Annotated in this window: 28 protein-coding genes and 2 pseudogenes; 15 read left to right on the top strand and 15 right to left on the bottom strand. The window is 62.6% G+C overall.

Features of this window, described 5'->3' with window-relative positions; translation table 11 throughout:
* Positions 1-8: 8 nt before the first annotated feature.
* From BMZ43_RS24175 to BMZ43_RS24120, 12 genes and pseudogenes are all read right to left on the bottom strand, one after another.
* Positions 9-278: a WXG100 family type VII secretion target gene (locus tag BMZ43_RS24175; protein ID WP_093257366.1), complete on the bottom strand. Its 270-nt coding sequence runs from the start codon at positions 276-278 to the stop codon at positions 9-11.
* On the bottom strand, positions 278-1,003 hold the full coding sequence (locus BMZ43_RS24170) for a vWA domain-containing protein (protein WP_231357426.1): 726 nt from the start codon (positions 1,001-1,003) through the stop codon (positions 278-280). Before BMZ43_RS24170 ends, BMZ43_RS24175 begins: the two co-directional genes overlap by 1 nt.
* 410 nt (positions 1,004-1,413) lie before the next feature.
* A pseudogene (locus BMZ43_RS24165) lies at positions 1,414-2,115 on the bottom strand (IS256-like element ISPa46 family transposase); the annotation flags it as partial.
* Between the two features lie 64 nt (positions 2,116-2,179).
* Positions 2,180-2,920 (bottom strand): annotated as a pseudogene (locus tag BMZ43_RS24160) (leucine zipper domain-containing protein); the annotation flags it as partial.
* A gap of 66 nt (positions 2,921-2,986) precedes the next feature.
* On the bottom strand, positions 2,987-3,244 hold the full coding sequence (locus BMZ43_RS24155; protein WP_177344861.1) for a hypothetical protein: 258 nt from the start codon (positions 3,242-3,244) through the stop codon (positions 2,987-2,989).
* Between the two features lie 390 nt (positions 3,245-3,634).
* Positions 3,635-4,111: a MarR family winged helix-turn-helix transcriptional regulator gene (locus BMZ43_RS24150; RefSeq protein WP_093257363.1), complete on the bottom strand. Its 477-nt coding sequence runs from the start codon at positions 4,109-4,111 to the stop codon at positions 3,635-3,637.
* 202 nt (positions 4,112-4,313) lie between these two features.
* The gene (locus BMZ43_RS24145; protein WP_093257360.1) at positions 4,314-5,144 is read right to left on the bottom strand and encodes a class II aldolase/adducin family protein; all 831 of its coding nucleotides are present in this window, start codon (positions 5,142-5,144) and stop codon (positions 4,314-4,316) included.
* Between the two features lie 15 nt (positions 5,145-5,159).
* Positions 5,160-6,146, bottom strand: coding sequence for a ketopantoate reductase family protein (locus tag BMZ43_RS24140; protein WP_093257356.1), 987 nt, complete (start codon positions 6,144-6,146; stop codon positions 5,160-5,162).
* Positions 6,147-6,155: 9 nt separating this feature from the next.
* Positions 6,156-6,914 carry an ABC transporter ATP-binding protein gene (locus BMZ43_RS24135; RefSeq protein WP_093257353.1) on the bottom strand — a complete coding sequence of 253 codons (759 nt, stop codon included), beginning with the start codon at positions 6,912-6,914 and terminating at the stop codon, positions 6,156-6,158.
* Positions 6,915-6,918: 4 nt separating this feature from the next.
* Positions 6,919-8,703, bottom strand: a complete 1,785-nt coding sequence (locus BMZ43_RS24130; RefSeq protein ID WP_093257352.1) for a branched-chain amino acid ABC transporter ATP-binding protein/permease — start codon at positions 8,701-8,703, stop codon at positions 6,919-6,921.
* A complete protein-coding gene (locus tag BMZ43_RS24125) occupies positions 8,700-9,737 on the bottom strand; it encodes a branched-chain amino acid ABC transporter permease (protein ID WP_093257349.1) in 1,038 nt (345 codons plus the stop codon). The genes BMZ43_RS24130 and BMZ43_RS24125 overlap by 4 nt, the downstream gene beginning before the upstream one ends.
* Before the next feature lie 30 nt (positions 9,738-9,767).
* Complete coding sequence (locus tag BMZ43_RS24120; RefSeq protein WP_231357425.1) at positions 9,768-10,925, bottom strand: ABC transporter substrate-binding protein; 1,158 nt, start codon at positions 10,923-10,925, stop codon at positions 9,768-9,770.
* A gap of 540 nt (positions 10,926-11,465) precedes the next feature.
* On the opposite strand from BMZ43_RS24120, the gene BMZ43_RS24115 reads away from it, so the two are divergent.
* The 12 genes from BMZ43_RS24115 to BMZ43_RS27550 all read left to right on the top strand — a co-directional run bounded on the left by BMZ43_RS24115 (position 11,466) and on the right by BMZ43_RS27550 (position 21,865).
* Complete coding sequence (locus BMZ43_RS24115; RefSeq protein ID WP_093257345.1) at positions 11,466-12,575, top strand: amidase; 1,110 nt, start codon at positions 11,466-11,468, stop codon at positions 12,573-12,575.
* A 27-nt stretch (positions 12,576-12,602) separates the two neighbouring features.
* A complete protein-coding gene (iacA, locus tag BMZ43_RS24110; protein ID WP_093257342.1) occupies positions 12,603-13,772 on the top strand; it encodes an indole-3-acetate monooxygenase in 1,170 nt (389 codons plus the stop codon).
* Positions 13,773-13,791: 19 nt separating this feature from the next.
* Positions 13,792-14,154: an IacB protein gene (locus BMZ43_RS24105; protein WP_093257337.1), complete on the top strand. Its 363-nt coding sequence runs from the start codon at positions 13,792-13,794 to the stop codon at positions 14,152-14,154.
* 10 nt (positions 14,155-14,164) lie between these two features.
* Complete coding sequence (locus BMZ43_RS24100) at positions 14,165-14,674, top strand: nuclear transport factor 2 family protein (protein ID WP_093257334.1); 510 nt, start codon at positions 14,165-14,167, stop codon at positions 14,672-14,674.
* 42 nt (positions 14,675-14,716) lie between these two features.
* The gene (locus BMZ43_RS24095) at positions 14,717-16,000 is read left to right on the top strand and encodes an aromatic ring-hydroxylating oxygenase subunit alpha (protein WP_093257332.1); all 1,284 of its coding nucleotides are present in this window, start codon (positions 14,717-14,719) and stop codon (positions 15,998-16,000) included.
* Positions 16,001-16,477, top strand: coding sequence for an aromatic-ring-hydroxylating dioxygenase subunit beta (locus tag BMZ43_RS24090; RefSeq protein ID WP_093257330.1), 477 nt, complete (start codon positions 16,001-16,003; stop codon positions 16,475-16,477). It begins immediately after the preceding gene.
* A 10-nt stretch (positions 16,478-16,487) separates the two neighbouring features.
* The gene (locus BMZ43_RS24085) at positions 16,488-17,228 is read left to right on the top strand and encodes an SDR family NAD(P)-dependent oxidoreductase (protein WP_093257328.1); all 741 of its coding nucleotides are present in this window, start codon (positions 16,488-16,490) and stop codon (positions 17,226-17,228) included.
* Between the two features lie 22 nt (positions 17,229-17,250).
* Complete coding sequence (locus BMZ43_RS24080) at positions 17,251-18,204, top strand: PDR/VanB family oxidoreductase (protein WP_093257326.1); 954 nt, start codon at positions 17,251-17,253, stop codon at positions 18,202-18,204.
* Between the two features lie 10 nt (positions 18,205-18,214).
* Positions 18,215-18,712, top strand: a complete 498-nt coding sequence (locus tag BMZ43_RS24075; protein ID WP_093257324.1) for a flavin reductase — start codon at positions 18,215-18,217, stop codon at positions 18,710-18,712.
* Positions 18,713-18,915: 203 nt separating this feature from the next.
* The gene (locus BMZ43_RS24070) at positions 18,916-20,157 is read left to right on the top strand and encodes an OprD family outer membrane porin (protein ID WP_093257322.1); all 1,242 of its coding nucleotides are present in this window, start codon (positions 18,916-18,918) and stop codon (positions 20,155-20,157) included.
* 11 nt (positions 20,158-20,168) lie between these two features.
* A complete protein-coding gene (locus BMZ43_RS24065; protein ID WP_093257320.1) occupies positions 20,169-21,449 on the top strand; it encodes an MFS transporter in 1,281 nt (426 codons plus the stop codon).
* Positions 21,450-21,628: 179 nt separating this feature from the next.
* Positions 21,629-21,865, top strand: coding sequence for an alpha-hydroxy-acid oxidizing protein (locus BMZ43_RS27550; RefSeq protein ID WP_371913903.1), 237 nt, complete (start codon positions 21,629-21,631; stop codon positions 21,863-21,865).
* Here the strand turns inward: BMZ43_RS27550 and BMZ43_RS26325 are convergent.
* A complete protein-coding gene (locus BMZ43_RS26325; RefSeq protein ID WP_143075327.1) occupies positions 21,752-22,009 on the bottom strand; it encodes a hypothetical protein in 258 nt (85 codons plus the stop codon). The two genes, BMZ43_RS27550 and BMZ43_RS26325, sit on opposite strands and share 114 nt — an antisense overlap.
* 334 nt (positions 22,010-22,343) lie before the next feature.
* On the opposite strand from BMZ43_RS26325, the gene BMZ43_RS26320 reads away from it, so the two are divergent.
* The 3 genes from BMZ43_RS26320 (at position 22,344) to BMZ43_RS24050 (ending at position 23,818) form a co-directional block, all read left to right on the top strand.
* Positions 22,344-22,631 (top strand): alpha-hydroxy-acid oxidizing protein, encoded by a 288-nt coding sequence (locus tag BMZ43_RS26320; protein ID WP_231357424.1) that lies wholly within the window; start codon positions 22,344-22,346, stop codon positions 22,629-22,631.
* A 69-nt stretch (positions 22,632-22,700) separates the two neighbouring features.
* Positions 22,701-23,324 (top strand): NIPSNAP family protein, encoded by a 624-nt coding sequence (locus tag BMZ43_RS24055; protein ID WP_093257318.1) that lies wholly within the window; start codon positions 22,701-22,703, stop codon positions 23,322-23,324.
* Positions 23,325-23,443: 119 nt separating this feature from the next.
* On the top strand, positions 23,444-23,818 hold the full coding sequence (locus tag BMZ43_RS24050; RefSeq protein WP_093257316.1) for a GMC family oxidoreductase N-terminal domain-containing protein: 375 nt from the start codon (positions 23,444-23,446) through the stop codon (positions 23,816-23,818).
* Here the strand turns inward: BMZ43_RS24050 and BMZ43_RS26645 are convergent.
* Both BMZ43_RS26645 and BMZ43_RS26640 read right to left on the bottom strand, forming a co-directional pair.
* Positions 23,815-24,030: a DEAD/DEAH box helicase family protein gene (locus tag BMZ43_RS26645; protein WP_177344860.1), complete on the bottom strand. Its 216-nt coding sequence runs from the start codon at positions 24,028-24,030 to the stop codon at positions 23,815-23,817. The genes BMZ43_RS24050 and BMZ43_RS26645 overlap by 4 nt on opposite strands.
* Positions 24,031-24,070: 40 nt before the next feature.
* Positions 24,071-24,385: hypothetical protein (locus BMZ43_RS26640; protein WP_177344859.1), on the bottom strand; the 315-nt coding region annotated here is incomplete at its 5' end.

The following is a 24,385-nucleotide window of genomic DNA, read 5'->3' as shown; positions in this document are numbered from 1 at the left end:
CTACGTCCTCAGCTTTGAAGGTACTCGCGCAGGCGCGACGCCAGGGCGATCAAATAGGGCACCTGTTCTGTCGCGTTCGCATTGAACTGATGGAGTTGCTGGACGAGCATGTTGAACTCCTCCTCGAACTGGGAACGTTTCTCGTCCTGCCAGGTGTCACCGAGCGACAGGAATGCGCCATCTAGGGCGCCAACACTGTCGTTGAGCGAGTCGGTGAATTGCTGTAGTGCATGCGCAAAACGCTCCAGCTCTTCCGGATCTCCGATTGCCTGTGCCATTACCAATAGCCTCCATCATCTGCATCGGGTGCCGTCGGCACCACTGAGCCCTGTCGGGCGCCGATGGTCGCTGGCTGAACATCAATCGAACTCGCTGGCGGGATGGCGTTAGGTGCCTGCGATTTGGTGCGGATGGTCACCGACATGGTCACGAACTTAAAGAAGTCCTTCATTTGCCGGGCATTCTCTGCGTAGAAAAGCGGGTTCTCCGTGCCCTCGATGAATGCTCCGAGAACTGCCTCGTCGGCGTCGGCACCGATGGCCATGGCCATGCGATCGCATTTCGCGGATCGTCCTTCGTTTACGAAATCACGCAACGCGCCTTTCCAGCTATCGCTCGGTTGTCCGTCCGAGACCAGCACTACGGTCGGACGATAAGCGCGCGATGGAACGACGTTCTTGTCTTCAATTATTGCTTTGGCCATTTCAAGCGCGACACCCAGTGGAGTCATGCCGCTGGCTGAAAGTGTTTGCCACTGAATGTCGTTGGCACTTGCTAGGGGTTGATGCAGCGTGACTTCTGAGCCGAACGTGATGATTGAGACCCAGATTTCGGTCTCGCTGGTCTCGTTGCCGCGGAACACATCGAGCATGTCGCGCACAGCGGCATTGAGGTTTTGAATCTTTTCGCCGCTCATGCTACCGCTCACATCGAGCAACAGAAGGACCGGTAGTGGCTTGGCGTTGGGAGCTGTAAATTTTGAGGGGTCAAAGGGAGTGTTCAAAGGCAAGACTCCTTAATCGATAAGAATGGATAGGCCGCGTTGCATACCGCGATGATTGCGTCGGAGGGTTGAAATATAGATGTATGCGTTGCAGAGGATCCTCTATGGAGGTGCCTCAGTCTGCTTGCGTATGGCGCTACCACTGATGTGTGGGAAACAGTGGGCTGGCTGAGTGCGCGTATCCTGATCTGGCAGGATATTGTCACCTGTTGCATGAGACTTCCTTGTTCTGAGTCGTCAACAGATAAACAGCTGTCCGAAGCCGAGGAGACCGATGTTACTCAGTTGGGTGGCGACGTGCTATCCGTTTGTTGGTGCTGGCCTTACCTGATTCATGTGTCGATGAAGGTCTGACGCTGGGTCCTGATGGCGCTCTAACTGTCAGTACTGTGATGGGTTACAGGTCTGTCGAAGATGTCCTGCACGCCACGGTTACGCAACTCGGTTACCACCTGCAACCAGAACTTGGCGCCCTCGTTCTGGGCGATCCATAGGCCGAGGATTTCCTTCTCGCCAGCCAGATTGATGCCCAACGCCAGATACACCGCCTTCACTCGCACGGCGCCTTCGCGCACCTTGGTGTGGATGCAGTCGAGGTAGACGATGGGGTAGACCGCATCGAGCGGGCGCGACTGCCAGGCCTTCACTTCATCGGCTACGGCATCGGTCACCGAGGAGATCAGGCTGGGCGACACCTCGGCACCGTACATTTCCTGCAAGTGCGCCTGGATCTCGCGCACAGTCATGCCGCGGGCATACAGCGAGAGGATCTTGTCGTCGAAACCCGCCCAGCGGGTCTGGTGCTTCTCGACAATCTGCGGATCAAAGGTGCCATGCCGGTCGCGCGGCACTTCGATGGGCAACTCGCCGAACTCACCCTTGAGTTTCTTCTTGCTGAAACCGTTGCGGGTGTTGCCAGTTGGATTGCTTACCGGCTGATGCTTATCGTGGCCCAGGTGGTGGGTCAGCTCAGCATCCAGCGCACGCTCAACCAGCTTCTTGGTCAGTTGCTTGAGGATGCCGTCAGCACCGATCAGGTCTTCAGGATTCTGGTAGTTGGCCAGGAGCTGATCCAGCAGCTCGTCGGTGATGGGATGTTGCGTCTTGCTCATGGTGTCTCCGGTTCGGAGCGACAGTGTCGCTCATGAGCCGGTTACACAAAAATTCGGACACCCTCGTACGGGGCGTATAGGGTTTGGTGCGGATATGTTTCAGTCCAAGCCGAGCGCACAAGCGCCGAAACGAACGAGAGCGGTAGCAGGCACCGTTGTCTGTCATGACGCGTTCAAAGCGGATACTCAGCCCGCGGTAGTAACGCACCGCCTGTACCAAGGCTCGACAGGCGCTGCTGCCGCGCTCGTCCTGGTGCAGGCTGGTGAAGGCCAGCCGGGACGCATCGTCGATGGCCACATGGACGAACTCCCAGCCGGCGCCATCGCAGCCCTGCTGACGATTCCCTGTCACTCGGTGGCCAGGCCTCCAGAATCGGCCAAGCTTCTTGATATCCAGATGTAGCAGGTCGCCGGCATTGGGGTATTCGTAGCGCACCACCACAGGAGCGGGTTCCAACTCGGCCAAACGATGAAAGCCTGCCTGTTTGAGACGACGCGCAACGGTACTGACGGCCACGCCGAGTAGTTGGGCGATCTGTTGATAGGTATGGCGAGATCGGCGTAGCTGGATCAACTGTGCGACCCGATCATCCGGTGTCTCATGCGGGCATGAATGCGGACGTGATGAGCGATCCATCAAACCGGACTCGCCCTCCTCACGAAAACGCCTGAGCCATTTGTAAGCCGTGCGAACACTAACTCCCGCCGCTTGTGCCGCATCCTCGGCACGCAGCCCTGTGAGCATGCGCTGGACGAGAAGGGCTCGACCTCGAGGGGTAAGACGGGCATGTTTATGCAGGTTCATCCGGGGCTCCTGGAAGGCTGTGTTGGTCGCGCTTCCAGAATTCCGGGAATGCCCCGGATGAACAACCTACTGAGAGATCACACCTAGCCCAGTGGCCGCCGCCACATCCTGACCCTGCACGGCGCTCTGCATGTCCCAGGATGCCATTGCAGCGTTGGCGTATAGGCGCTGGAACAACGCCGGCGCCGACGGCGTGGCAAAGCACAGGGCGAGGAAAGCGCCGATGGCATCCAGATGCGTGCACAGATCAGATGATACCAAGTCCCTGTAGATCTCCAGGTGCGGCACGATTTGCGCCGACGCGAGCTCGATGACTCCGTCCACGTAGACCGCACCGAAAATAGCGCTGTCCCCATAGGCGGCCAGGTAGTTGGATATGACCGTAGTGCCCAGGAACCACCCTACGAGCACGGGTTCGCGCGCACCGGTAGCAGCAATGACGGCCGCTAAATCGTCGGCCCAGCGCCGATCCTCCCGATAAGCCGCAGCATCGGACGACTTGCCGGAAAGGCCATGGCGCCCGGTTGGTCACACAGCTCTCGGTCGAGGGCTACCGCGCCGCGTGCCAGCGCGGCGGGCTACGGCTGCCAAAGATCATCCAGGCGTGAGACGTGCTGCAATACGCCTTGGCCAACTACGAGGCGGCGATGGATCACGCGGCGCGCTTGGCGCTGCACGAGAAGCCTTTCATGTCATAAGGCTTCGGCTGTAGGATCAAAAGTCATCGAGGTTGTGGAACACTGTTTCTAGCAATCTGCTCAACCGTTGGATCTGCGCATCGGTTAGGCCTGTAAAGCTGCGTTTGAATAGCTCGCTGGTAGCGCCCTGCATGCGTTCGATATTCGCAAGACCCAATGTGGTAATACTCACCTGAGTTACGCGGCCGTCTTCCGAACACGTGGCGGTGTCGACTAGGCCATCTTCTTTCATGCGATACACGATCTTGGTAATTGTCGGAAGTTTAGCGATGGCATGGGTTGAAATCTCCGATATGCTCGATTCACCATTTTCCTTAAGGATCCAAAGTACCCGCCAGCGCGGGACGTCGAGGTCGATCTTCTTCAGCACCCGCTCCATGGATTGCGTGTAGCGCCCGTGTACGCGAGCTAGCCAATAGAAGGGAAACTCCTCTTTGCAAAATTCTTCACTGGTGGGGTCGTAGCGGCTGCGGCTTTTTTTCGGAATGCTCATCAATTACTCAAGCTACGGGCAATAACAGGTCTCACAATAATAGACATTTTCAGCAAATTGAACATCACCCTCTGGACAGGGGAGTTTGCTAGAAATGGTTGTTATCATGATTCACACGTCGCTGCCATAGCCCGGTGGGCAGCTGATCCAAGCGGGCCAAGGCAGAGCCCCGGCCGGTCTTAGTGCGGCACGCCCCGACGCGCTAGAAAGACTCCGATCGGTTTGAGGCGAGAGGTTCATCCGTTTGGCTGATGTACTCAGGGCGCGCTTGCCAAAGTCCTGAGCGCTCAGCCTTCATCTTGCGCAACATCGCCTCAAAAAACTTGTTAGCAAAGCCACTTTCGCGAATCAGCATCGCGGTCAGATCTGAGCACTTGGCCGCAATGCCCGGTTCCAGTAAGTGGTCTTCGCCACCCAGCGCGCCGGCAGCGCACTGGTTTTCCGCTGCGCGCTGCACGGTCCATAGCAGGAAAAGAGTCTTCTCGATACTGCTTTCGCCTACTGCAATGCCGTGGTTGCGCAGCACCAGCACATGCTTATTGCCCAGGCTTTGGACCATGCGCGCTTTTTCATCGTCGAACAGGGTGATGCCTTCGAAGGTATGATAGCCCACCCGGCCATATAGCTGCGCGCCGTAGAAGTCCTCGTGGGTGAAGCCACGGACTTTCTGCACGACGGCGGAAATGGGCGTGGTATGGGTGTGAATCAGGCAGTGAATATCCTCACGCGCAGCGTGTACGGCGCTGTGCAGGGCAAAGCCGGCGGGGTTGGCGTCGTAGTCGGAGGCCTCCAGTTTGTTGCCGTGCAGGTCGACCTTCAGCAGGTTCCGCGGGGTGACTTCGCTGTAGTTCAATCCAAACGGGTTGACTAGATAATGATGCGCCGGGCCGGGCAAGCGCGCGGAAATGTGGTTGAAGATCGCTTCGGTCCAGCCGAACCAGTCCACTAGGTGGTAGCACTGGGCAAGCTTGACCCGCAGGGCCCATTCGTCGTCGTCGATGTGTGCCGGTTGGGTGAATCCATCGTGTTTCATACGGAGGCCTTTTGATCAGTGGGCAGGCTGGCTGCGAAAACGCGCCAGGTTTAAGATGTCGCGTGTGACCGGCATGCCCAGGCCCTGGCGCTCGGCCAGCTCCACCACTGCATCGCCAATCGCCGCCAGTTCCAAGGCGCGGCCCTGTTCGTAGTCTTGCAGCATCGAGGTACGCACCGCGCCCATGCCGGCGCCCAGCTCCATGAAGCTGGGCGGGTCGATGCTCACCCGCGCGCCGTACGCCGCTGCCGTGAGTAGAGCTTCGTTGAGCACCTTGCTCACCACGCTTTTCAGTTCTGGCTCACCATACAGCTGCGCCAGGGTGGCGCCGGTGACCACCGACAGCGGGTTGGAGGTGAGGTTGGCAATGATCTTGGTCCACAGGGCATCGCGGATGCGTTCGCTGGCGCGGGCTTCGATGCCCGCGCGTTCCAGTAGCGCACACACCTGGGCCAGGCGGGGGCTCTGCTGGTTGTCCGGCTCGCCGAGCATCATCAGGTGCGGGTTGGGCGCCTGCACCCGCCCGGGGGCGAGCACTTCGGCGGTGATGAACACCACCGCGCCGAGCACATGCTTGAGGTCGAGCGCGGCGCTGAGCGCGCCACCGGGGTCGACCGCTTCAACGTGGCTGCCGGTAAAGCGCCCGCTATCGCCATGGAAGTACCACCAGGGCACGCCATTGACCAGCGGCACCACCACGGTGTCGGGCCCCATCAACGGCGTCAGGGTGGGTAGCAAGCTGGCCAGCGCTGGCGCCTTGGTGCAGAGAAAGACCAGGTCTTGCTCACCGAACACTGTGGGGGCGCTGGCGGCATTGACCTGCACCTGGTGCTCGCCGCCGCGGTCGCTGAGGTGAATGCCGTGGGCGCGGATGGCCTCCAGGGTGTCGCCGCGTGTTAGCAGGTTCACCGGCTGGCCGCTGGCCGCCAGCCGGGCGGCGAGGGTGCAGCCAATGGCGCCGGCACCGACGATGCACACGCGGGGTGTAGCGGGGCTGTTCATAGGCAATCCTTAGCTGGCCAGCATGGTTTGGTGTTTGCTCGCCGCGCCCAGGTAGGCGTCGATCACCCGTGGGTCGTCGGCCAGTTGCGCGGCGGGGCCGTGCATGGCCACCTGGCCGGTTTCCAGCACATAGGCGTAGTCCGCCACCTTCAAGGCGGCGCGGGCGTTTTGCTCGACCAGCAGAATTGACACGCCGCTGGCGCGCAGTTGCGCGATGATGCGGAAAATCTCCCGGGTGATCAGCGGCGCCAGGCCCAGGCTGGGCTCATCGAGCATCAGCAGCTTGGGCTTGGCCATCAGTGCGCGGCCGACCGCGAGCATTTGCCGCTCGCCGCCCGATAACGTCGCGGCGGCTTGTTTGCGCCGTTCCAGCAGGCGCGGGAACAGGCTGTAGATTTCCATCAGGCTGGCGTCCAGGTAACGCTCGCCACGCCGGTAACGCAGGAAGCCGCCGAGCTTGAGGTTGTCTTCCACGCTCATGCTGGAAAACAGCTCGCGTTTCTCCGGCACCAGGCCCAGGCCGCGGCCGACCAGCACTTCTACCTCCGGTACCGCCTCCAGCCGGCCATCGAAGTGAACCTGGCCGCGTGAGCCGAGCACGCCCATGATCGCCGAGAGCAGGGTGGTCTTGCCGGCGCCATTGGGGCCGATCACCGTAACGATCTGCCCCTGGCCCACGCGCAGGCTGGCGTTGCTCAAGGCTTCGACCTTGCCATACGCCACGCTCAGGTCGCTGACATCCAACAGGGGGTTGGCTACGTTGTTCATCGCGTCACTCCACGCCGAGGTAGGCTTGCAAAACCGCCGGGTCGGTTTGAATGGTCTCTGGCAGGCCTTCGGCAATCTTCTGGCCGAATTCCATCACGGTGATGCGGTCGACTAGGCCCATGACGAAGTCCATGTCGTGCTCAACTAGCAGAATTGCAATGCCTTCATCGCGCAGGCGGCTGAGCAGCGCGGCCAGGGCTTCTTTCTCTTTATGGCGCAGGCCGGCGGCGGGCTCATCGAGCAGCAGCAGGCAGGGGTCGGCACACAGCGCGCGGGCGATCTCCAGAATGCGTTGTTGGCCCAGCGCCAGGCTGCCGGCCTCTTCGAACAGGTACTCGCCCAGCCCCACGCGCTCCAGTTGCCGGCGCGCTTCGCTGAGCAGCCGCGCTTCCTCGTTGCGCTCCAGGTGCGCGAAGCTCGCCAGTACGCCGCCACTGGCGCGCAAGTGGGCGCCGATGGCGACGTTCTCCAGCACGCTCATGCTCGGCAGCAGCTTCACATGCTGGAAGGTGCGGCTCATGCCCAAGCGGGCGATGTGCCGTGAGGGCAGGCCGTTGATGCGCTGGCCCATGAACAGCACATCGCCCGAGGTGGGCACATCGACGCCAGACAACTGATTGAACAAGGTGCTTTTGCCGGCGCCGTTGGGGCCGATCAACGCCAGAATCTCCCCGGCGTGCAGGCTCAGGTTCATGTCCTTGTTGGCCACCAGGCCGCCGAACTGGCGGGTCACCTGGCGGGCGTGCAGAATCAACTCGCCGCGCGCCGGTTGCTGGCGCGGTGCGAGGGCTTGCGGGTCAAGCGCCGGGGCCTGGCGTGGCCGGCCTTTGGCCAGGCGCACCAGCAGCGACCACAGCCCGCCAGGCAAGCGCTGCATCATCAGCACAATGGCCAGGCCAAACACGATGCTTTCATAGTTGCCCTGGCTGCCCAGCAGCAGCGGCAGCAGGTCTTGCAGCCACTGCTTGAGCAGGGTCAGCACGCCGGCACCGAGCAGGGCGCCCCAGACGCTACCCACGCCGCCGATCAGCGCCATGAACAGGTAGTCGATGCCCATGCTCAGGCCGAACGGCGTCGGATTCACAAAGCGCTGGGTGTGCGCGTACAGCCAGCCCGAGGTGGCGGCGAACAGCGCGGCGGTGACGAAAATCACCAGCTTGGCGCGAAAGGTGTTCACCCCCATGGACTCGGCCATCACCTGGCCGCCCTTGAGCGCGCGAATCGCCCGGCCCTGGCGCGAGTCGAGCAGGTTGCGGGTTATCAGCACGGCCGCCAGCAGCACCGCCCAGACCAGATAAAAACGCTTTTCGCCTTTATCCAGCAGCACGCCGAACAGGCTGATCGCGGGCAAGTCGGTTATCCCGGTTTGCCCACCCAGGCCATCGAGGGTGCCGAACAGGTAGTACAGCGACAGCCCCCAGGCGATGGTGCCCAGCGGCAGGTAGTGGCCAGACAGTTTCAGCGTCAAGGCGCCCAGCAGCAGAGCGACCACACCGGTGAGCAACAGCGCCAGCACCAGCGCCAGCCACGGCGAGCCGCCGGCCCAGGCCAGCCACGCCGGCAGTTGAGTGCTGGTGGTCAGCACCGCGCTGGTGTACGCGCCCAGGCCGACGAACGCGGCCTGGCCAAAGCTGGTCATGCCGCCTACGCCGGTGAGCAGCACCAGGCCAAGCACCACCAGCGCGTACAGGCCAATGTAGTTGAGCAGGGTGATCGGGTAACTGGGCAGCACCCAGGGCGCCACCAGCAACAGGGCGATAGACAGCGGAATTAGCAGGCGCGGGTTCATGCCTCTTCCTCCACGTGATGGCTGCGCAACGAACGCCACAGCAGGAAGGGGATGATTAGGGTAAACACAATGACCTCTTTGAAGTTGCTAGCCCAGAACATGGAGAAGGCTTCCACCAGCCCGACCGCGACCGCGCCCAATGCCGCCAGCGGGTAGCTCACCAGGCCACCGATGATGGCGCCCACGAAGCCCTTGAGGCTGATGATGAAGCCCGAATCGAAATACAGCGTTGTGATCGGCGCAATCAAAATGCCAGACAAACCGCCGATGAAACTGGCCAGGCCGAAGCTAGCCTTGCCGGCGAGCTCTGGCGAGATACCCATCAGCCGTGCGCCGTTACGGTTCACCGCAGTGGCCTGCAGGGCCTTGCCGTAGAGGCTGCGGCCGAAGAACAGGAACAGCGCGATGATCAGCATCAGCGACAACGCCAGCACCCACAGGGCCTGGCTGTTCAGCGGGATGTCGGCCAGGCTGAAGCTGGCCTGGGAGAACGGCGTGGTACGCGCCCCCTCCGGGCCGAACAGCAGCAGGCCGATACCGACCATCGCCACGTGCACGGCAATCGACACGATCAACAGCACCAGGGGCGTTGCGCCGGCAATCGGTTGAAAGAACAGCCGGTACAGGCGCGGGCCCAGCGGCACCACCAGGCACAAGGTCAGCAACGCTTGTGCGGCCAGTGGCAACTCGGCCAATGGCAACTGGTACACCGCCAGCGTCACCAGTGCGGCAAACGCCAGTGAGCCGAGCATGCCGGGGGTGACCCGCAGTCCGCGGCCGGCCCGGTAGCTGGCGGTAAGCTCCAGCAGGCACTGCACCGCGGTGAGTACCAGCAGCAACCAGGCCAGCGGGGTGGGTTTACCGGCTTGCACGGCGGCCATGGTCAGCGCGCCGTAGGTGACGAATTCACCCTGCGGGATCAGCAAGATGCGGGTGACGCTGAACACCAGCAGAATCGACAACGCCAGCAGCGCGTAAATGGCGCCGTTGGTGATGCCGTCCTGGCCGAGCAGCAGGGCTATTTGAGCATTCATGACAACACAGTCTCCAACCGCTTGCGGCAATTACTTGAGCAACACCCACTGGCCGTTCTTCACGGTGATCAGCTCGCGGCCGCGTTCATCGAAGCCGCTGTGGTCGGCAGGGCTCATGTTATAGACGCCTTGGGTGGCGGCTAGCTCGTGGGTGTTTTCCAGGGCATCACGCAGCGCCGCGCGGAACTGCGGAGTGCCCGGCTGGGCGGTTTTTTCGGCAGAGGGGATGGCCTTTTCCAGCAACAGGCCGGCGTCATAGACATTCGCACCGAACGTGGCCGGGGCTTGCCCATAGGCCTTCTTGTAAGCGTCCACGTAGCCCTGAGCGATGGCCTTGGACGGGTGGCTGTCGGGCATTTCGTCCAGCACCAGCATCAGGCTGGCGGCCAGAATGGTGCCCTCGACCTTCTTGCCGCCCAGTTGCAGAAACGCGTCCAGCGCGGCGCCGTGGGTCTGGTACATCTGGCCTTTGTAGCCTTGGTCGAACAGTGTGGTTTGCGGCATCACCGAGGAGCTGCCCGGCGCAGCGACCAGCACGGCATCCGGGCGGGCCATGAGGATTTTCAAGCTCTGCCCGGTCACCGAGGTGTCCTGGCGCTGGAAGCGCTCACTGGCGACCAGTTTGATGCCGTTTTTCTCGGCAAGGGCGCCCATCACCTTGGCCCAGTTTTCTCCGTACGGGTCGGCGGTGCCGATGAACCCCAGGGTTTTCACCCCGCGCTGGACCATGTTCTGCACCAGTGCCTGGGCGATCAGGTCGTCGTTCTGGGTGGTTTTGAACACCCACTTCTTCTGCTCGGTCATCGGCAGCACCACGGCGGCGGTGCCGACCGGGGCGAGCATCGGCGTGCCGCTTTCGGCGGCGAACTGAATCACCCCCATGGCATTGGGCGAGCCGCTGGGGCCGATGATGGCGTCAACGTGCTCTTCGTCGATCAGCTTCTTGAAGGCTTTTACCGAGGCGGTGGGGTCGCTGCCGTCATCCAGGGTGATGTAGCGCACGGTTTGGTCGCCGATCTGCGTGGGCATCAGCGCCACGCTGTTTTTCTGCGGAATGCCCACCAGGGCAATCGGGCCACTGGCGGAGGTGATCACGCCGATTTTTACCTCGGCAACACTGGGCGCGGCCCAGCCAAGCGCCAGGCCGGCGGCGCCAGACAACAGGGCGGCGGTCATCAGTTTCTTCATAAGGCTCTCCATCAGGGCAAGGCGGCGTGGGCGACGAATAGCCCGGTGTGGTGAAGGGGCGATAGCAGGTTGCATGCCAGCGTTTGGCGAGCAGGGTGCTGGGCCGGCGCTGAAACACAGGGGCTGAACGCGTAAGGGCAGGGAGGCCGAAAGGCCGGGAATTACACGCTTTGTAGGCGCTTTTTTGTCTGTTTTTTGATTATTTTTAAAGTGATTTTTTCACGCCTGAAAATTATTTTTAGAGGGGCGTTGTGGGGCTGGAATCTGCGTCTGTGGTACGCCGTTCGTCAACGCAAAATCCATTCAAAACGATGTTGCTTTTAAATAAATTACTTATTTATCAATGACTTAAAGCTATTCAACTGTCGTTTTTAATTATTTCCGAAAATGCGCGGTTACGGTGCCTTGGCGGTTTTTCTGCACCATTTTGGAGTTGAATATTCCATTGAAAAATCAGTTGACGATTCACGTAATTTTGCCTGATGTTGGAAAAAGGCCGGGGAGCACGCCCTGGCAATGGATCAGTGATGAGAGGCCCGCATGGCAATCGTGGTAGCGCAACTTTCCCTGGGCGGCAGCGGCCCTCGGGTGATGGTCAAGGACACCCTGGATGTCGCCGGCAGCCCCACCCGAGCCAGCAGCCGTGCGCTGGAAAACGCTGCACCTGCCAGCGCCCATGCCGAGGTGGTTGAACACCTGTTGGCGGCGGGCTGCCAGTTGGTCGGTAAAACCAGCTTGCACGAGCTGGCCTTTGGCACCACCGGCATCAATCGGTACACCGGCACCGCCGCCAACCCACGTTTCCCCGGGCGCATTCCAGGCGGTTCCTCAAGTGGTTCGGCCGCCGCCGTGGCCGCCGGACTGGCCGATTTCACCCTGGGCACCGACACCGGTGGCTCGGTGCGTATTCCGGCGTGCTGCTGCGGTGTGTTCGGCTTCAAGCCGAGCTTCGGTCGGGTCAGCCGCCAGGGCGTCATGCCGACTCACAGCAGCCTGGATTGCGTCGGGCCGTTTGCCAACAGCCTGGCGATGCTGGAGACCGCCATGGCCGCCATCGACCCGCGCTGGCAGGCCCAGGCCGCGCCCACGGCGCTGCGGATCGGTGTGCTGCAGGTCACCGCCAGTGCGCCGGTACAGGCGGTGGTCAGCCAAGCGCTGGAGCGCTCCGGCCAGGCATTGCACATGGTCACCCTGCCCAGTTTTGACGCCGCCTATGCCGCCGGCATGGTGGTCATCAACCGCGAAACCTTCGAGGCCTGCGCCCCGTTGCTGACCACCGGCAAGGTGGCGGCCGATGTCGCCGGCCGTCTTGAAGCGGCAGGCTCCACCACTGACGCCGCGCTGGCCGAGGCCGAAGCCGTCCGCGCGCGTTTCACTGCCGAGGTAGACGCGGCGCTGGCGCAGTACGACGTGCTGGCGCTGCCGACCATGCCGGACTTCCCCCTGCGCCTGGAAGACGCCGCCGACACCCGCGCCGTCCTAAGCATGACCGCCTTCGTGCGGCCGTTCAACCTCAGCGGCCACCCGGCACTGAGCATCCCGCTGGGCAGCCCTGAAGGCCTGCCGGTGGGCCTGCAACTGATTGGCCGCCAGGGCGCTGATGAAGCCCTGCTGGCGGCGGCGAGCCTGTTGCTCGCGCGCCTGTACTGAACCTGTAGCGTAACGATGGAGCTCAACATGAATTCGCTCAGTGCGCCGGCCCCCGCCGTCGCCTTATTGGCCAGCGGCCCGGCCTTTGAAGCACTGCTGAATAATGTGCGTGAACGCGCCCGCCGTGGCGAGTTCGACCGCCAGCGGCATATTTCCGCGGATGTGATCGAGGCCTTCAAGGCCCACGGCGTCTACCGCGCCCTGGTGCCGGCGCGCTTTGGCGGGTTGGAGTGTTCACCCGCGCAGTTCTGCGAAATGATCGAACGCATCGCCCACGCCGACGGCTCGGCCGGTTGGGTAGCCAGCTTTGGCATGAGCCCGGTGTACCTGGCCGCATTGCCGCTGGACACCATTGCGCACCTCTATGGCAACAGCCCGGACACAGTGTTTGCCGGCGGGATCTTCCCGCCGCAGCCGGCCGAGGCCGTGCCCGGTGGTTTCACGGTCAACGGCCGTTGGAAGTACTCCAGCGGCTCGATGGGCGCCGATCTGGTCGGCGTCGGCATCGCCCCGAAAAACGGCGACACCCTCGACCTGCCGCGCCTGGCGGTCATGCCGCAAGCCAGCGCGCGCATCGATGCCACCTGGGACACCGTGGGCCTGCTCGGCACCGGCAGCCACGACCTGGTGGTCGAGGACGTGTTTGTCCCTGAGGACTGGACGTTTGTACGCGGCGGCAAGCCTAACCTGGACGAGCCGTTCTTCCGTTACCCGTCGTTGTCGTTCGCCACGCAAGTGCTTTCAGTGGTGGGCCTGGGCGTGGCCCGCGCGGCGCTGGACGAACTGGCCGGCATGGCCAGCGGGCGCATTTCCGTGACCGGCGCCCCGGCGCTGGCCGACCGTCCGCTGGCGCAAGTGGAGGTGGCCAAGGCCGAGGCCGACCTGCGCGCCGCCCGGGCGTTTTTCTACGAGGCCATCGAGCAGGCCTGGGCTCACGTGCTGGCCGGCGACCCGGTACCGGTGGCGGTCACCAACCTGCTGCGCTTGTCCTCAACCCACGCCACCCGTGTCGCGGCGCAGGTTGCACGCAGCGCACAGATGCTTTCGGGCATGAGCGGCGTGTACCACAGCAGCCCCCTGGCGCGCTGTGTCAACGATGCCCAGGTGGTGACCCAGCACGCCTTCATGGGCGATGTGACCTATCAAAACGCCGGCGCGATGTTCTTCGGCAAACCGCCCCTGCCGGGCTACCTGTAACTTTTTTGAGGACTCTCCCATGAGCGAGAAAAAGCCGTTGCGCGTGCTGTTCTGCATGGGCATCAACCAGAACTTCTTCGACGCCCCGCGTGACGAGCAACTGCAGGTGTGGGGCGCGTTCAGCGCCATGTGGAACGGTATCCACGACCTGGCCGGAGTAAACGTGCTGGGCAACATGGATGACGACCAGAGCATGGTCGGGCCGTCCGATGGCTTCCCCTGGACCACCTACCTGCTGGCCGATGTGCCGGACATCGAGACGGTGCATGCCGCCTGCAACCTGTTCCGCAGCACCGCCGTGGGAGAGGGGCCGTACAAACTGTGGCGCTACGCCAAGGTCGAGGCCCGGGTGGGCCGCGAGCTGATCATCCAGCGCGCCTGAGGCCATCGCCATGAATGAACAGGACCTCGAGCGCCTGCACCGCCTGGAAAGCGAGCACGCCATCCGCGCCTGCATGAACCGCTACATGGCGCTGTGCGACGCACTGGATGAACACACACCGCTGGACGAACTGGCCGGGCTGTTCACCGAGGGCGCCGTGTGGGAAGGCAAGGGCGCCAAGTACGCCAGCAGCTTTGGTGGCTACCAGGGTCGTGCAGCGATTCGCGCCATGTTCGCCACCTACATGACGCCGCCGGCGCACTTTGCCTTGAACGTGCACTTTCTCACCAGCGAACTGATCACCGTGAACGCCGAAGGCGCCCACGGCAGTTGGGTGATGCTGCAAGCCAGCACCTTTGCCAGCGGCGCCTCGCACCTGAACGCGGCGCGCTTGAGCGTGCGCTTCGCAGTCGAGCACGGCCAGTGGCGTATGGCGCATTTTCAAACCGAGAACCTGTTCGGCCGGCCCATCAGCGCCTGGAACAGCCAGGCACCGTTACCCGTACCCGAGACGCACTGAATTGACCAGCAGCCGGCCAATCGAGGCCGGCGAGGAGACACCGTGAGTAACCTGATTCCCGCCACTAATCTGGCCGTGGACCCCGCTGAGCTAGTAAAGCCCGACCGCGTCCACACCTCGCTGTACAACGACCCCGCGCTGTTCGACGCGGAGCTGGCGAAGATTTTCTACAGCACCTGGGTGTGGGTCGCCCACGACAGCGAAATCCCGGACAACGGCAGCTATAAAACCACCTACATCGGCAAGCAGCCGGTGATCGTGGTGCGCGACCGCAAAAAAGACGTGCACGTGCTGCTCAACCGCTGCCGCCACCGCGGCGCCACCGTGTGTGAGCACAAGAAGGGCAAAACCAACAGCTTCGTGTGCCCTTACCACGGCTGGGGCTACGCCTTGGACGGTTCGCTGCGGGGCATTCCGCACCCGGAGAGCTACGGCGACTGCATCGACAAAAGCGAACTGCCGCTGGTCAGCCTGCGCACCGAAAGTTACGCCGGGATGATTTTCGCCACCTTCAAAGACGACATCGAGCCGCTGGTGGACTTCCTGGGCCCAGCGAAAAAGTGGATGGACCTGTTCATGAAGCAGGGCGCCGGCTACGGCATCAAGGTGCCGGGCGAGCACCGCTTCCGCTTCCCTGGCAACTGGAAAATCCAGTTGGAAAACACCACCGATGCTTACCACTTCCCGCTGGTGCACAAGAGCTTTTTGAGCTCGGTGGACGAAGAAACCCTGGCGCTGTTCGACTTCGTCGAAGGCACGGGTTATGTCGAAGACCTGGGCAACGGCCACAGCGTGATGGTGATGATCCCCGACCTGATCGACCTCGAAGCGGACCTCGACCGACCGATCCCTGAGCGCTTCGAAACCCTTGCCGCCGAGCTGCGCAGTGAAGGCATTGACGAGCAGCAAGTACGGCGCATTGTCCGCGCGGTGGGTGGCACCGGCTTCAACCTGAACCTGTTCCCCAATGTGGCCTGCTCGATGGCGTTCTTCCGTGTGCTGCAGCCGATCTCGGTGCATGAAACCGAGATTCACCACTCGGTGATCACCATGGACGGCGGCCCGGCGGTGGCCAACCGTTACCGCCTGCGCCTGCACGAGCACTTCCAGGGCCCGATGGGCTTTGGGACCCCGGACGATTCCGAAGCCTGGGAGCGCGTGCAGAAGGGCGCCAAGGCCGGCGAAGACTTGTGGATCATGCTCAACCGTGGGTTGCCGGGCGAGAAGGCGAGTGAAGATGGCCTAGTCTCCGACGTGAGTGCCGAAACCGGTATGCGCGCCGCCTACCAGCAGTGGAAAAAAATGATGTCGGTGGAGGCCCAGTAAATGAACCTGCAACTGCTTAACGAAGTGACCGCGTTCATCTGGACCGAAGGCGACATGCTCGACCATGGCGAGTACGCCACCTGGCTGAACCTGTGGGCCGACAAAGGCACGTACATCATCCCGATCGACCCCAAGGCCGAGGACTTCGAAAACACCCTCAATTACGCCTACGACGACCACCACATGCGCGAACTGCGTGTGCAGCGGTTGACCGGCGGTGAGTCGATTTCCACCAGCCCGGCGCCGCGCACCGTGCGCACGATTTCGCGCGTTCGCGTGCTGGCCGACGACGGCGCCACGGTGACCGTGCGCTGCGCGCAGAACCTGCGCGAGTTCCGCAAGGAAACCCTCAAGCACTACAGCGCCGACCTGGTCTATGAATTGGTACGCGCAGAAGGCGGTTTCACGATCCAGCGCAAGCTGATTCGCCTGATCAACAGTGACGATACCCTCGCCGGTATCGGCTACATCCTCTGAGGGCCGCGCCATGAATCACGTTGCGTTAGTGACCGGCGCGGGGCAGGGGCTGGGTCAGCGGTTTGCCGCGCGCCTGCTCGCCGCCGGCTTCAAGGTGGTGGTCAGCGACCGTGACCTGGGCGCCGCCCAGGCCTCGGCGCAGGCCTTGGACGCCAGTGCTGAACGGGTGCTGGCGGTGCAGCTGGACGTGGGCGACAAGGCCCAGTTCGAGGCGGCCCTGGCCGCTACCCTGGCACGTTTCGGTGCCTTGCACGTGGTGGTGAACAACGCCGCCGTGACCAAAACCACGCCGCTGATGCAGATCACCCCCGAGGAGTTCGACGCGGTGGTCGGGCTGAACCTGCGCAGTGTGTTTCTCGGCTGCCAGGTGCTCGGTGCCTACCTGGCCGAGCAGGGTTACGGGCGCATCATCAACATGGCCTCGCTGGCCGGGCAGAACGGCGGCACCGCCACCGGCGCGCACTACGCCGCAAGCAAGGGCGCGATCGTCACCCTGACCAAGATCTTCGCCAAGGAATTCGCCAGCCGTGGCGTCACCGTCAACGCCATCGCCCCGGGGCCGATCGACTCGCCGGCGGTGCACAGCGCCGTGCCGGCCGAGCGCCTGCCCGGGCTGCTGGCGAACATTCCGGTGCAGCGCCTGGGCGATGCGGATTTTCTCGGTGACGTGATCGTGCAACTGGCACAACCCAACGCCTACTTCACTACCGGGGCCACCTGGGACGTGAACGGCGGGCTGTTCATGCGCTGATGTTTTTCACAGGTAACCTGCCATGACTGAACAACTGTTAGACGTAATCGTGCGCAAGCGCGAACTGCAGGGCGACGGCGTCGTCGTGCTAGACCTGACCCGCGCCGACGGCGGCCTGTTGCCCGCCTTCGATGCCGGCGCGCATGTGGATATTCACCTGAGCGAAGGGCTGGTGCGCCAGTACTCGCTGTGCAGCGACCCCAGCGATGCCCGCGTATACCGCCTGGGCGTGCTCAAAGACCCGGCCTCGCGCGGCGGTTCGCTGGGCGTGCACGACACCCTGCTGGAAGGCCGTGAAGTGCGCATCAGCGCGCCGCGCAACCTGTTCCCGCTGGCCAGCGACGCCCGTCGTTCGCTGCTGCTCGGCGGTGGCATCGGCATCACCCCGATGATCGCTATGGCCTATGCGCTGCATCAGCGCGGTGAAGCCTTCGAGCTGCACTACTGCGGGCGTTCGCGCAACCGCAGTGCGTTCCTTCAGGAGCTGGCCAACGCGCCGTTTGCAGCGAATGTGGTCACCCACTTCGACGACGAAGGCAGTGCACTGGACCTGCCCGCGGTGCTCGGCCAGGGCCAGGCCGGCGTGCACATGTACACATGCGGCCCGGCCGGCTTCATGGACTGGGTCATCGCCGGGGCCCAGGCCCAGGGCTATGCCGAAAGCCACATCCACAAGGAGTACTTCCAGGTCGAGGTGGACAACAGCGGCGCCAGCTTTGAAGTGGTCGCGGCGCGCAGCGGCAAAAGCGTTCAGGTGGCTGAAGGCCAGAGCATTCTGGAGGCGCTGAAAACCGTCGGCATCAAGATCGATATCTCTTGCGAACAAGGCGTGTGCGGCACGTGCCTGTGCGATGTGCTCGAAGGCGAACCGGACCACCGTGACGTGTACCTGACCGACGAGGAAAAAGCCGGCAACGACCAGATTCTGGTGTGTTGCTCGCGGGCCAAGTCGAAAAAACTCGTGCTGGATATTTGAGGAGACCCCCATGGTTGAGGTAGCAGAGTTTCGTAATGCCATGGCCCTGCTCGGCGGCGCGGTGTCGGTGATCACCACCGACGGCGAGGCGGGGCGCTTCGGCTTCACCGCCTCGGCGGTGTGCAGCGTCACCGATTCACCGCCCACCTTGCTGGTGTGCATGAACCGCGGTTCGCACTCCAACGCGCAGTTCAAGGCCAACGGCGTGGTGTGTGTAAACGTGCTGGCCGGTTCGCACCAGGGCTTGTCCGGGGCCTTTGCCAACAAGGCGCTGAGCATGGATGAACGCTTCGCCAGCACCGCCTGGACCACGGTCGAGACCGGCGCCCCGGCGATGGTCGAGGCGTTGGTGAACTTCGACTGCCGCGTGGCCCAGGTGCATGAAGTGGGCTCGCATAGCATTTTCTACTGCGAAATACAGGGCATCCGCCACGGCGGCACCGACGAAGGCCTGGTGTATTTCAACCGTGCCTACCATCGCTTGTGTGACGCCTCAAAGGCCCTCTGAGTCAACCCGCAGCGCTGCTTAAAACAACATCAAGAACAGTAAGCCGGCAGCCTTCGAGGCTGCTGGCGAGGGTCACCGCACCCCCACGCCTGACCATGAGCCGCGCCACCAGAGCGCGCCGTGGCCTTTCCTGCCGAGTTTCACCTTGTTGACCTGCTCTCACCACCTATAAGGCCCGCGCTGGGCCAGAGAAGGAGCATCACATGTTGTACTCGTGCATTGCACGCAGCATCCGTTTTGCCAGTGTCATGGGGATGACCTTGGTACCCTTGGCGGCCCATGCGGACCTGTTGGAAGACAGCCACCTGAAGGTGGACATGAAAAACCTTTGGCTCGACCGCAACTTCACCGAAAGCGGCGCCACCACCAACAAGGTGGGCAACTGGTCGCAAGGCTTCGACCTGCAGTTCACCTCGGGCTACACCACCACCTCGTTGGCCTTTGGCCTCGACCTCGATGCCCAGTACGCCTACGTCTTCGATTCCACCGGCAACGACGGCTCGCTGCCGTACGACGCCAAGAACGGCAGCCCGGACGAGTACAGCCGCGCCGGCGCCACCTTCAAGATGAAGTACTCGAAAACCGAGCTGAAAATCGGCGACATGCGTCCGGAACTGCCGATCGCCTGGCACGACCCCAGCCGCCAACTGGACACGGTGTTCCAGGGCGCGGTGATCGAATCCAAAGAGATTCCCAACCTGACCTTGACCGGCGGGCGCTTCTGGTCGGCCGTGACGCGGGATTCGTCCGACCACGAGAAATTCTACAAATACGGCTCCACCGATAACCTCGACAGCGACGGCCTGGATTTCGGTGGCGCCACCTACAACCTGCGCCCGAACCTGCAGGCCAGCTATTTCTACGCGGTGATGCACGACATCTACAAGCAGCAGTACTACGGCCTGACGCACTTAGCCGACTTAGGCGGCGGCTTCAAACTGCGCACCGATGTGCGCTGGTTCGACAACAGCGAAGACGGCAAGGCGGTGGCCGGCGATGTCGACAACCGCGCGTTGTCGTCCGGGTTCACCCTTACGCAGGGCGGGCACAAGTTCATCCTGGCCTACCAGCGCATGTACGGCAGCACCATCTTCCCAACGCCCAATGGGTACATTCCGCAGTTCTTCCTGTTGAACTGGGCCAACCAGCCGTTCATGCGCCCGCAGGAGCGCTCGGTGGGGCTGGGTTATGCCTACGACTTTGCTGCGTTGGGTGTGCCGGGCCTGAGCGTCAATGCGCGCTACATAAAAGGCACCGACATCCTGCGTGCCGGGCTCTCCGACGGCACCGAGAACGAGCGCGACCTGGGGGTGCGTTACGTGGTGCAAAGCGGGCCGCTCAAGGGCCTGGGCTTTGAATGGAAGAACTACCTGGTGCAGCAGAACTTCGGCAGCGACTTCAAGGAGAACCGCTTCTACACCACCTACACTTGGAACGTCTGGTAAGGGAGCCGGCCATGAGCACTGCAACCCCGCTGCGCCGCATTGTCACCGCGTCGGTGATTGGCAATGCGCTGGAATGGTACGACTTCTTTCTGTATGGCACGGCGGCGGCGCTGGTGTTTGGCCCGTTGTTCTTTCCGGCGGGGACCGACCCGGTGCTCGGCACCCTGGGCGCATTTGCCGGCTTTGCCGTGGGCTTCGTCGCGCGGCCGGTGGGCGGGGTGCTGTTCGGCCATCTGGGGGATCGCCACGGGCGCAAGCTGGCCCTGGTGATTACCCTGGCAATGATGGGCCTGGCCACCTTCTTGATGGGCTTGCTGCCCACCTTCGAACAGGCCGGTTACCTGGCGCCCCTGGCGCTGGTACTGCTGCGGCTGGTGCAAGGGGTGGCCTCGGGCGGCGAGTGGGGCGGCGGGGTCTTGATGCTCAGCGAGAGTGCCCCGCCGGGCAAGGCCGGCTTTTACGCGGCCTGGAGCCAACTGGGCGTGAGCGGCGGGTTTGTGCTCTCGGCGGCCGCCTTCTACCTGGTGCAACAGTTGCCGGCGGAGCAATTCATGAGCTGGGGCTGGCGCGTGCCGTTTCTGGCCAGCGTGGTGATCTTCGGGGTAGGGATTTACATCCGTCGTTCGCTCCCGGAAAGCCGTGACTTCAGCAATGCAAAACCGGCGGCCAGCGAGCATTTACCGGTGATGCAGGTGCTGCGCGAGCACCCCAAAGCGGTGCTGCAAGCCATGGGATTGCGCCTGGCGGAAAACGGCGGGGCGTATATCTTCCTGTCGTTTTCCATGGCCTACGCGAAATTCAGCGGCCTGGCCACGCAGACCGTGCTGATGGGGGTGATGCTGGCCATGGTGGTCGAGGCCTTCGCCATTCTGTTCTGGGGCTGGCTGTCGGATGTCATCGGCCGCCGGGCGGTGTACCTGTTCGGCTCGCTGGCCCTGATGGCGTTGGCCTTTCCGTTCTTCTGGCTGTTCGACACCCATGACCCGGCGCTGGTGTACCTGGCCTTGGTGCTGGGTTTGCCAGTGAGCCACGGGGCGATGATCGGCACCCAGCCGGCGCTGATGGCCGAATTGTTCCCCACCCACGTGCGCTACACCGGGCTGGCCCTGGGGCATGAGATCGCCTCGATTTTTGCCGGCGGATTTGCGCCGTTGATCGCCGCCGGGTTGTTTGCCAGTGTGCATGCGGTGTGGCCGGTGTCGGTGATGTTGCTGGTGTTTGGCCTGGTGACCAGTATCACGCTGCTCACCTTGCCCCGTCAGCGTGAAGCGACGCTTATGCAGTCTGCTTGACCTTTGTTTTCGTCGCCCGGATGCTCGACGGGCTTTTTTCTTGAGGCCTGCCTGTGGGCTGTTTCTATCGTGGCAACAACCTTTCCCGAGTCCACAGCGTCGATGAATTGGCTGGCCTCACCTGGTAGCGCTTACCTCATTTCGCCTGGGAATACCTTCAGGGAGGTGCCGAAGACGAGCTGGGCCTGAGCGCCAACCGCGAGGTGCTCAAAACTACGCGCCTGCACGCCCATGCGGTGGTTTTAAGCCAATCGCTGGGGACGGCTACGACCCTTTGGACCATCACCCCGCTGTGGCCGTTTCTAATTGGCCTTACCGGCTACAAGGGTAAGCTGCATAAGCACGCCGACCCGCACCTTGCGCGTGCGGCGGCTGCGGTTGGGGTGCCGTTTTGCCTGAGCACAGTGGCCTGCTAAGCCATCGAGACCCTCGCCGAACAGGTGGCGGGGTTGAACGCTTGGTATCAGGTATAGATGCGCGATGCCCAGATGAAACAGAGTTTTTTCGACCGTGCCGGTGCCGCCGGGGTCAGCAACCCTGCTGGTGATCAGCGATGCCATGGTGCTCGGCAAACGGGGATGGGAGCGGCGCCGCTTTGCCAAGTCATGCGTGTTGTCGTTCCGACAACGCTTTAACATGCCGGGTAACCCGCGCTAATTGAAGCAGGCGTTGTAGCCGCAGGGCTTACCCATGGTCGGCGCAATTAGCGCCTGTTTTTGCCGATTGATGAGCAGCGTGCGTTGGGTTGGATGATCTTATCTGTGCGCAAATGGACAGTGCACTGAAGCGGGATTTTTTCGCCCGCCCGCGCGCAATGGCCCAATAGTTACTGCTAAAAGAGGTGCTGCGTCCAGCCTATGCTGAGCGCTGCGGTACGTTCGGCCTAGATGCATTGTGGTCAGCAATTACGGTGGACGCCAACTGGATGGCGCGTTGAGCAGCCTGGAAGCGCTGACCGCGATTGCACCGGTGGCGCACGGCAAACTCCCGCTCCTACTGGACTGCGGTATTCGCCGCGGCGCGAACGTCGCAAAAGCACCATGTCTACGGGCCGGTGCAGTCCTGCTTGGCTGCGCCACATTGTACGGTGTCGCTGTGGCCGGTCAGGCCAGTGCTGCACGAGCGCTGAGCTTATTGAAAGAGGAAGTGGAGCGCTGCATGAACCTGATAGTTTGCCGTTAACGACCGAACTGGCGCCCTCGTAGGTGGCTGGAAACGCTGGAACCATCTTTAGCTTGTCCGAGACCTCGTATGCATTTGTATGAATTGATCCGTTTTACTCTGCGCGTCCGTACCCCGGTCCAGGCCTTACCACGCTTGCGCGCCGCCTTGACGGAGGCCGGCACGGGGGTGCAGTTGATGGGCTGCTGGGTGTCGGAAATTGGCCCACAAAATACCGTAGCGGTGTTGCGCGGCTTTATCGATAACCAGGCGCGCCAAGCCGAGCGTGAACGGGTACTGCTGGCGGCGGATGCCTTTGGCATCGGCGAATTCGTATTGCACCAGCACATCGATGATTACAGCTTGTTTCCCTTCCTAGAACCGCTGGCACCTGGCGCCCATGGCCCGTTCTATGAGCTGCGCGAGTACAACTTGACCACCTCCGGCCTGGCCCCGACTCTCGCCGGATGGCGCAATGCGGTAGGGCCGCGCACTCGAGTGCAGTATTCACCGGTCTATGCCGCGTTTTATGCCACCAGCGGCTTTCTGCCAAGGTACCTGCACATCTGGCCTTACGAAAGCTTGGAGCAGCGCTTGCATGTGCGCACTCAGGCTGTTGCCGACGGTGTTTGGCCCCCCGAGAACTCGGCGTCGCAGTTGCGTGAAATGCATTCTGTGGTGTACCTGCCTGCTGAGTTTTCACCTTTGAATTAAGCGCCGCCGGCGTGCCATCACGTGCAGACAACAACTCGCTTAGCTTGAACAATGTTCGCCCGATCCGCCTGGGGTCCAATGCGAGTGATTCAAACGACTGTTCCGAGAGCGAGGCCTGCATGTCCACCCCAAGTTACGACCACATCGTCATTGGGGCCGTATCGGCCAGCTGCGTAGTAACAGCCCAGTTGATCCAGGAAGCCAACGCCAGTGTGCTGGCGCTCAAGGCCGGCGGGCGAGATAGCAGCCCGTTCCAAACGATGCCGGCCACGGTGGTGAGGGTGTTCCAGCAAAAGTCATGGCCCTACACGACGGTGCTCCAGCCGCATTGTAATCATCGCGAAACGATCATCGCCCAAGGCAAGGTGCTCGGTGCCGGTAGCTCGGTCAACGGCAAGCTCCTCATATCCGTCGTCAAGGGTGGCGACGCTCTCGTCGCTGCAGACGCACAGCACGCGCTCCAGATCCGATCCAACTCGGCGTTGCTTATCTAGGCCTGCAGCGTCTGGCTGACCAGCGCGAGCGAGGGTAGAAAAATGACGATGCTTTGAGCATCGAGCGCCGCTGCGACACCCTGCGCAAGCTGAGTCTTGCCGGTCCCACACGCCATATGCACCTGCAGCCGGGCTCGCCGCTTGAATCCGTCCAGGATGCAGGCGCGAGCTTCGAGCTGGTGAGGGGCGAGGAGGCTGGAGGAAAACTGCATCGGTAGTGGGCGGCGGTGAAGTGATAGGGGAGGGGGGTGATTATCGCACCGAATCGGCTGGTGCTTCAGGTGCGCGCCGGCGCACAGGGATACCCCGGCGCTGACGGGCGCTGGCATATCGGGCAGGGGTCCCTCCATGCTGCGCCGCCAGGTCCTCATCTGACCAGGTACCTAACAGGCCGGTGATTTCCCTGAGCGGCGTCTTGTTCGAAAGCACCTGCTCGCCGCGGCGGATCGCCTGGATCTGCACCACGCCGCAGCCAGCCCGGGCGGCTAAGGCCTCGTCAGATAGAAGGGGTAGCAGCGCCTGCAACTCGGCCGTCCAGTTCAGGGCGTCGCGGGTCGCCGGAATGCC

The organism is Pseudomonas sp. Snoq117.2, assembly GCF_900110545.1.
GTDB lineage: Bacteria > Pseudomonadota > Gammaproteobacteria > Pseudomonadales > Pseudomonadaceae > Chryseomonas > Chryseomonas benzopyrenica.
Note: the sequence above shows the minus strand (reverse complement) of the source record. Positions and strands in the feature narration are given on the sequence as shown.

Excerpts from the sequence above, each read along its gene's own strand:
- BMZ43_RS24140 (WP_093257356.1), bottom strand. The coding sequence starts at position 6,146 with ATGAACAGCCCCGCTACACCCCGCGTGTGCATCGTCGGTGCCGGCGCC.
- BMZ43_RS24175 (WP_093257366.1), bottom strand. The coding sequence starts at position 278 with ATGGCACAGGCAATCGGAGATCCGGAAGAGCTGGAGCGTTTTGCGCAT.
- BMZ43_RS24070 (WP_093257322.1), top strand. The coding sequence starts at position 18,916 with ATGTTGTACTCGTGCATTGCACGCAGCATCCGTTTTGCCAGTGTCATG.
- BMZ43_RS24135 (WP_093257353.1), bottom strand. The coding sequence starts at position 6,914 with ATGAACAACGTAGCCAACCCCCTGTTGGATGTCAGCGACCTGAGCGTG.
- BMZ43_RS24105 (WP_093257337.1), top strand. The coding sequence starts at position 13,792 with ATGAGCGAGAAAAAGCCGTTGCGCGTGCTGTTCTGCATGGGCATCAAC.
- BMZ43_RS24080 (WP_093257326.1), top strand. The coding sequence starts at position 17,251 with ATGACTGAACAACTGTTAGACGTAATCGTGCGCAAGCGCGAACTGCAG.
- BMZ43_RS24115 (WP_093257345.1), top strand. The coding sequence starts at position 11,466 with ATGGCAATCGTGGTAGCGCAACTTTCCCTGGGCGGCAGCGGCCCTCGG.
- BMZ43_RS24055 (WP_093257318.1), top strand. The coding sequence starts at position 22,701 with ATGCATTTGTATGAATTGATCCGTTTTACTCTGCGCGTCCGTACCCCG.
- BMZ43_RS26325 (WP_143075327.1), bottom strand. The coding sequence starts at position 22,009 with ATGGCATCGCTGATCACCAGCAGGGTTGCTGACCCCGGCGGCACCGGC.
- BMZ43_RS24085 (WP_093257328.1), top strand. The coding sequence starts at position 16,488 with ATGAATCACGTTGCGTTAGTGACCGGCGCGGGGCAGGGGCTGGGTCAG.
- BMZ43_RS24090 (WP_093257330.1), top strand. The coding sequence starts at position 16,001 with ATGAACCTGCAACTGCTTAACGAAGTGACCGCGTTCATCTGGACCGAA.
- BMZ43_RS26645 (WP_177344860.1), bottom strand. The coding sequence starts at position 24,030 with ATGCAGTTTTCCTCCAGCCTCCTCGCCCCTCACCAGCTCGAAGCTCGC.
- iacA (WP_093257342.1), top strand. The coding sequence starts at position 12,603 with ATGAATTCGCTCAGTGCGCCGGCCCCCGCCGTCGCCTTATTGGCCAGC.
- BMZ43_RS24100 (WP_093257334.1), top strand. The coding sequence starts at position 14,165 with ATGAATGAACAGGACCTCGAGCGCCTGCACCGCCTGGAAAGCGAGCAC.
- BMZ43_RS24150 (WP_093257363.1), bottom strand. The coding sequence starts at position 4,111 with ATGAGCATTCCGAAAAAAAGCCGCAGCCGCTACGACCCCACCAGTGAA.
- BMZ43_RS24125 (WP_093257349.1), bottom strand. The coding sequence starts at position 9,737 with ATGAATGCTCAAATAGCCCTGCTGCTCGGCCAGGACGGCATCACCAAC.
- BMZ43_RS24075 (WP_093257324.1), top strand. The coding sequence starts at position 18,215 with ATGGTTGAGGTAGCAGAGTTTCGTAATGCCATGGCCCTGCTCGGCGGC.
- BMZ43_RS24050 (WP_093257316.1), top strand. The coding sequence starts at position 23,444 with ATGTCCACCCCAAGTTACGACCACATCGTCATTGGGGCCGTATCGGCC.
- BMZ43_RS24145 (WP_093257360.1), bottom strand. The coding sequence starts at position 5,144 with ATGAAACACGATGGATTCACCCAACCGGCACACATCGACGACGACGAA.
- BMZ43_RS24065 (WP_093257320.1), top strand. The coding sequence starts at position 20,169 with ATGAGCACTGCAACCCCGCTGCGCCGCATTGTCACCGCGTCGGTGATT.
- BMZ43_RS24130 (WP_093257352.1), bottom strand. The coding sequence starts at position 8,703 with ATGAACCCGCGCCTGCTAATTCCGCTGTCTATCGCCCTGTTGCTGGTG.
- BMZ43_RS24120 (WP_231357425.1), bottom strand. The coding sequence starts at position 10,925 with ATGAAGAAACTGATGACCGCCGCCCTGTTGTCTGGCGCCGCCGGCCTG.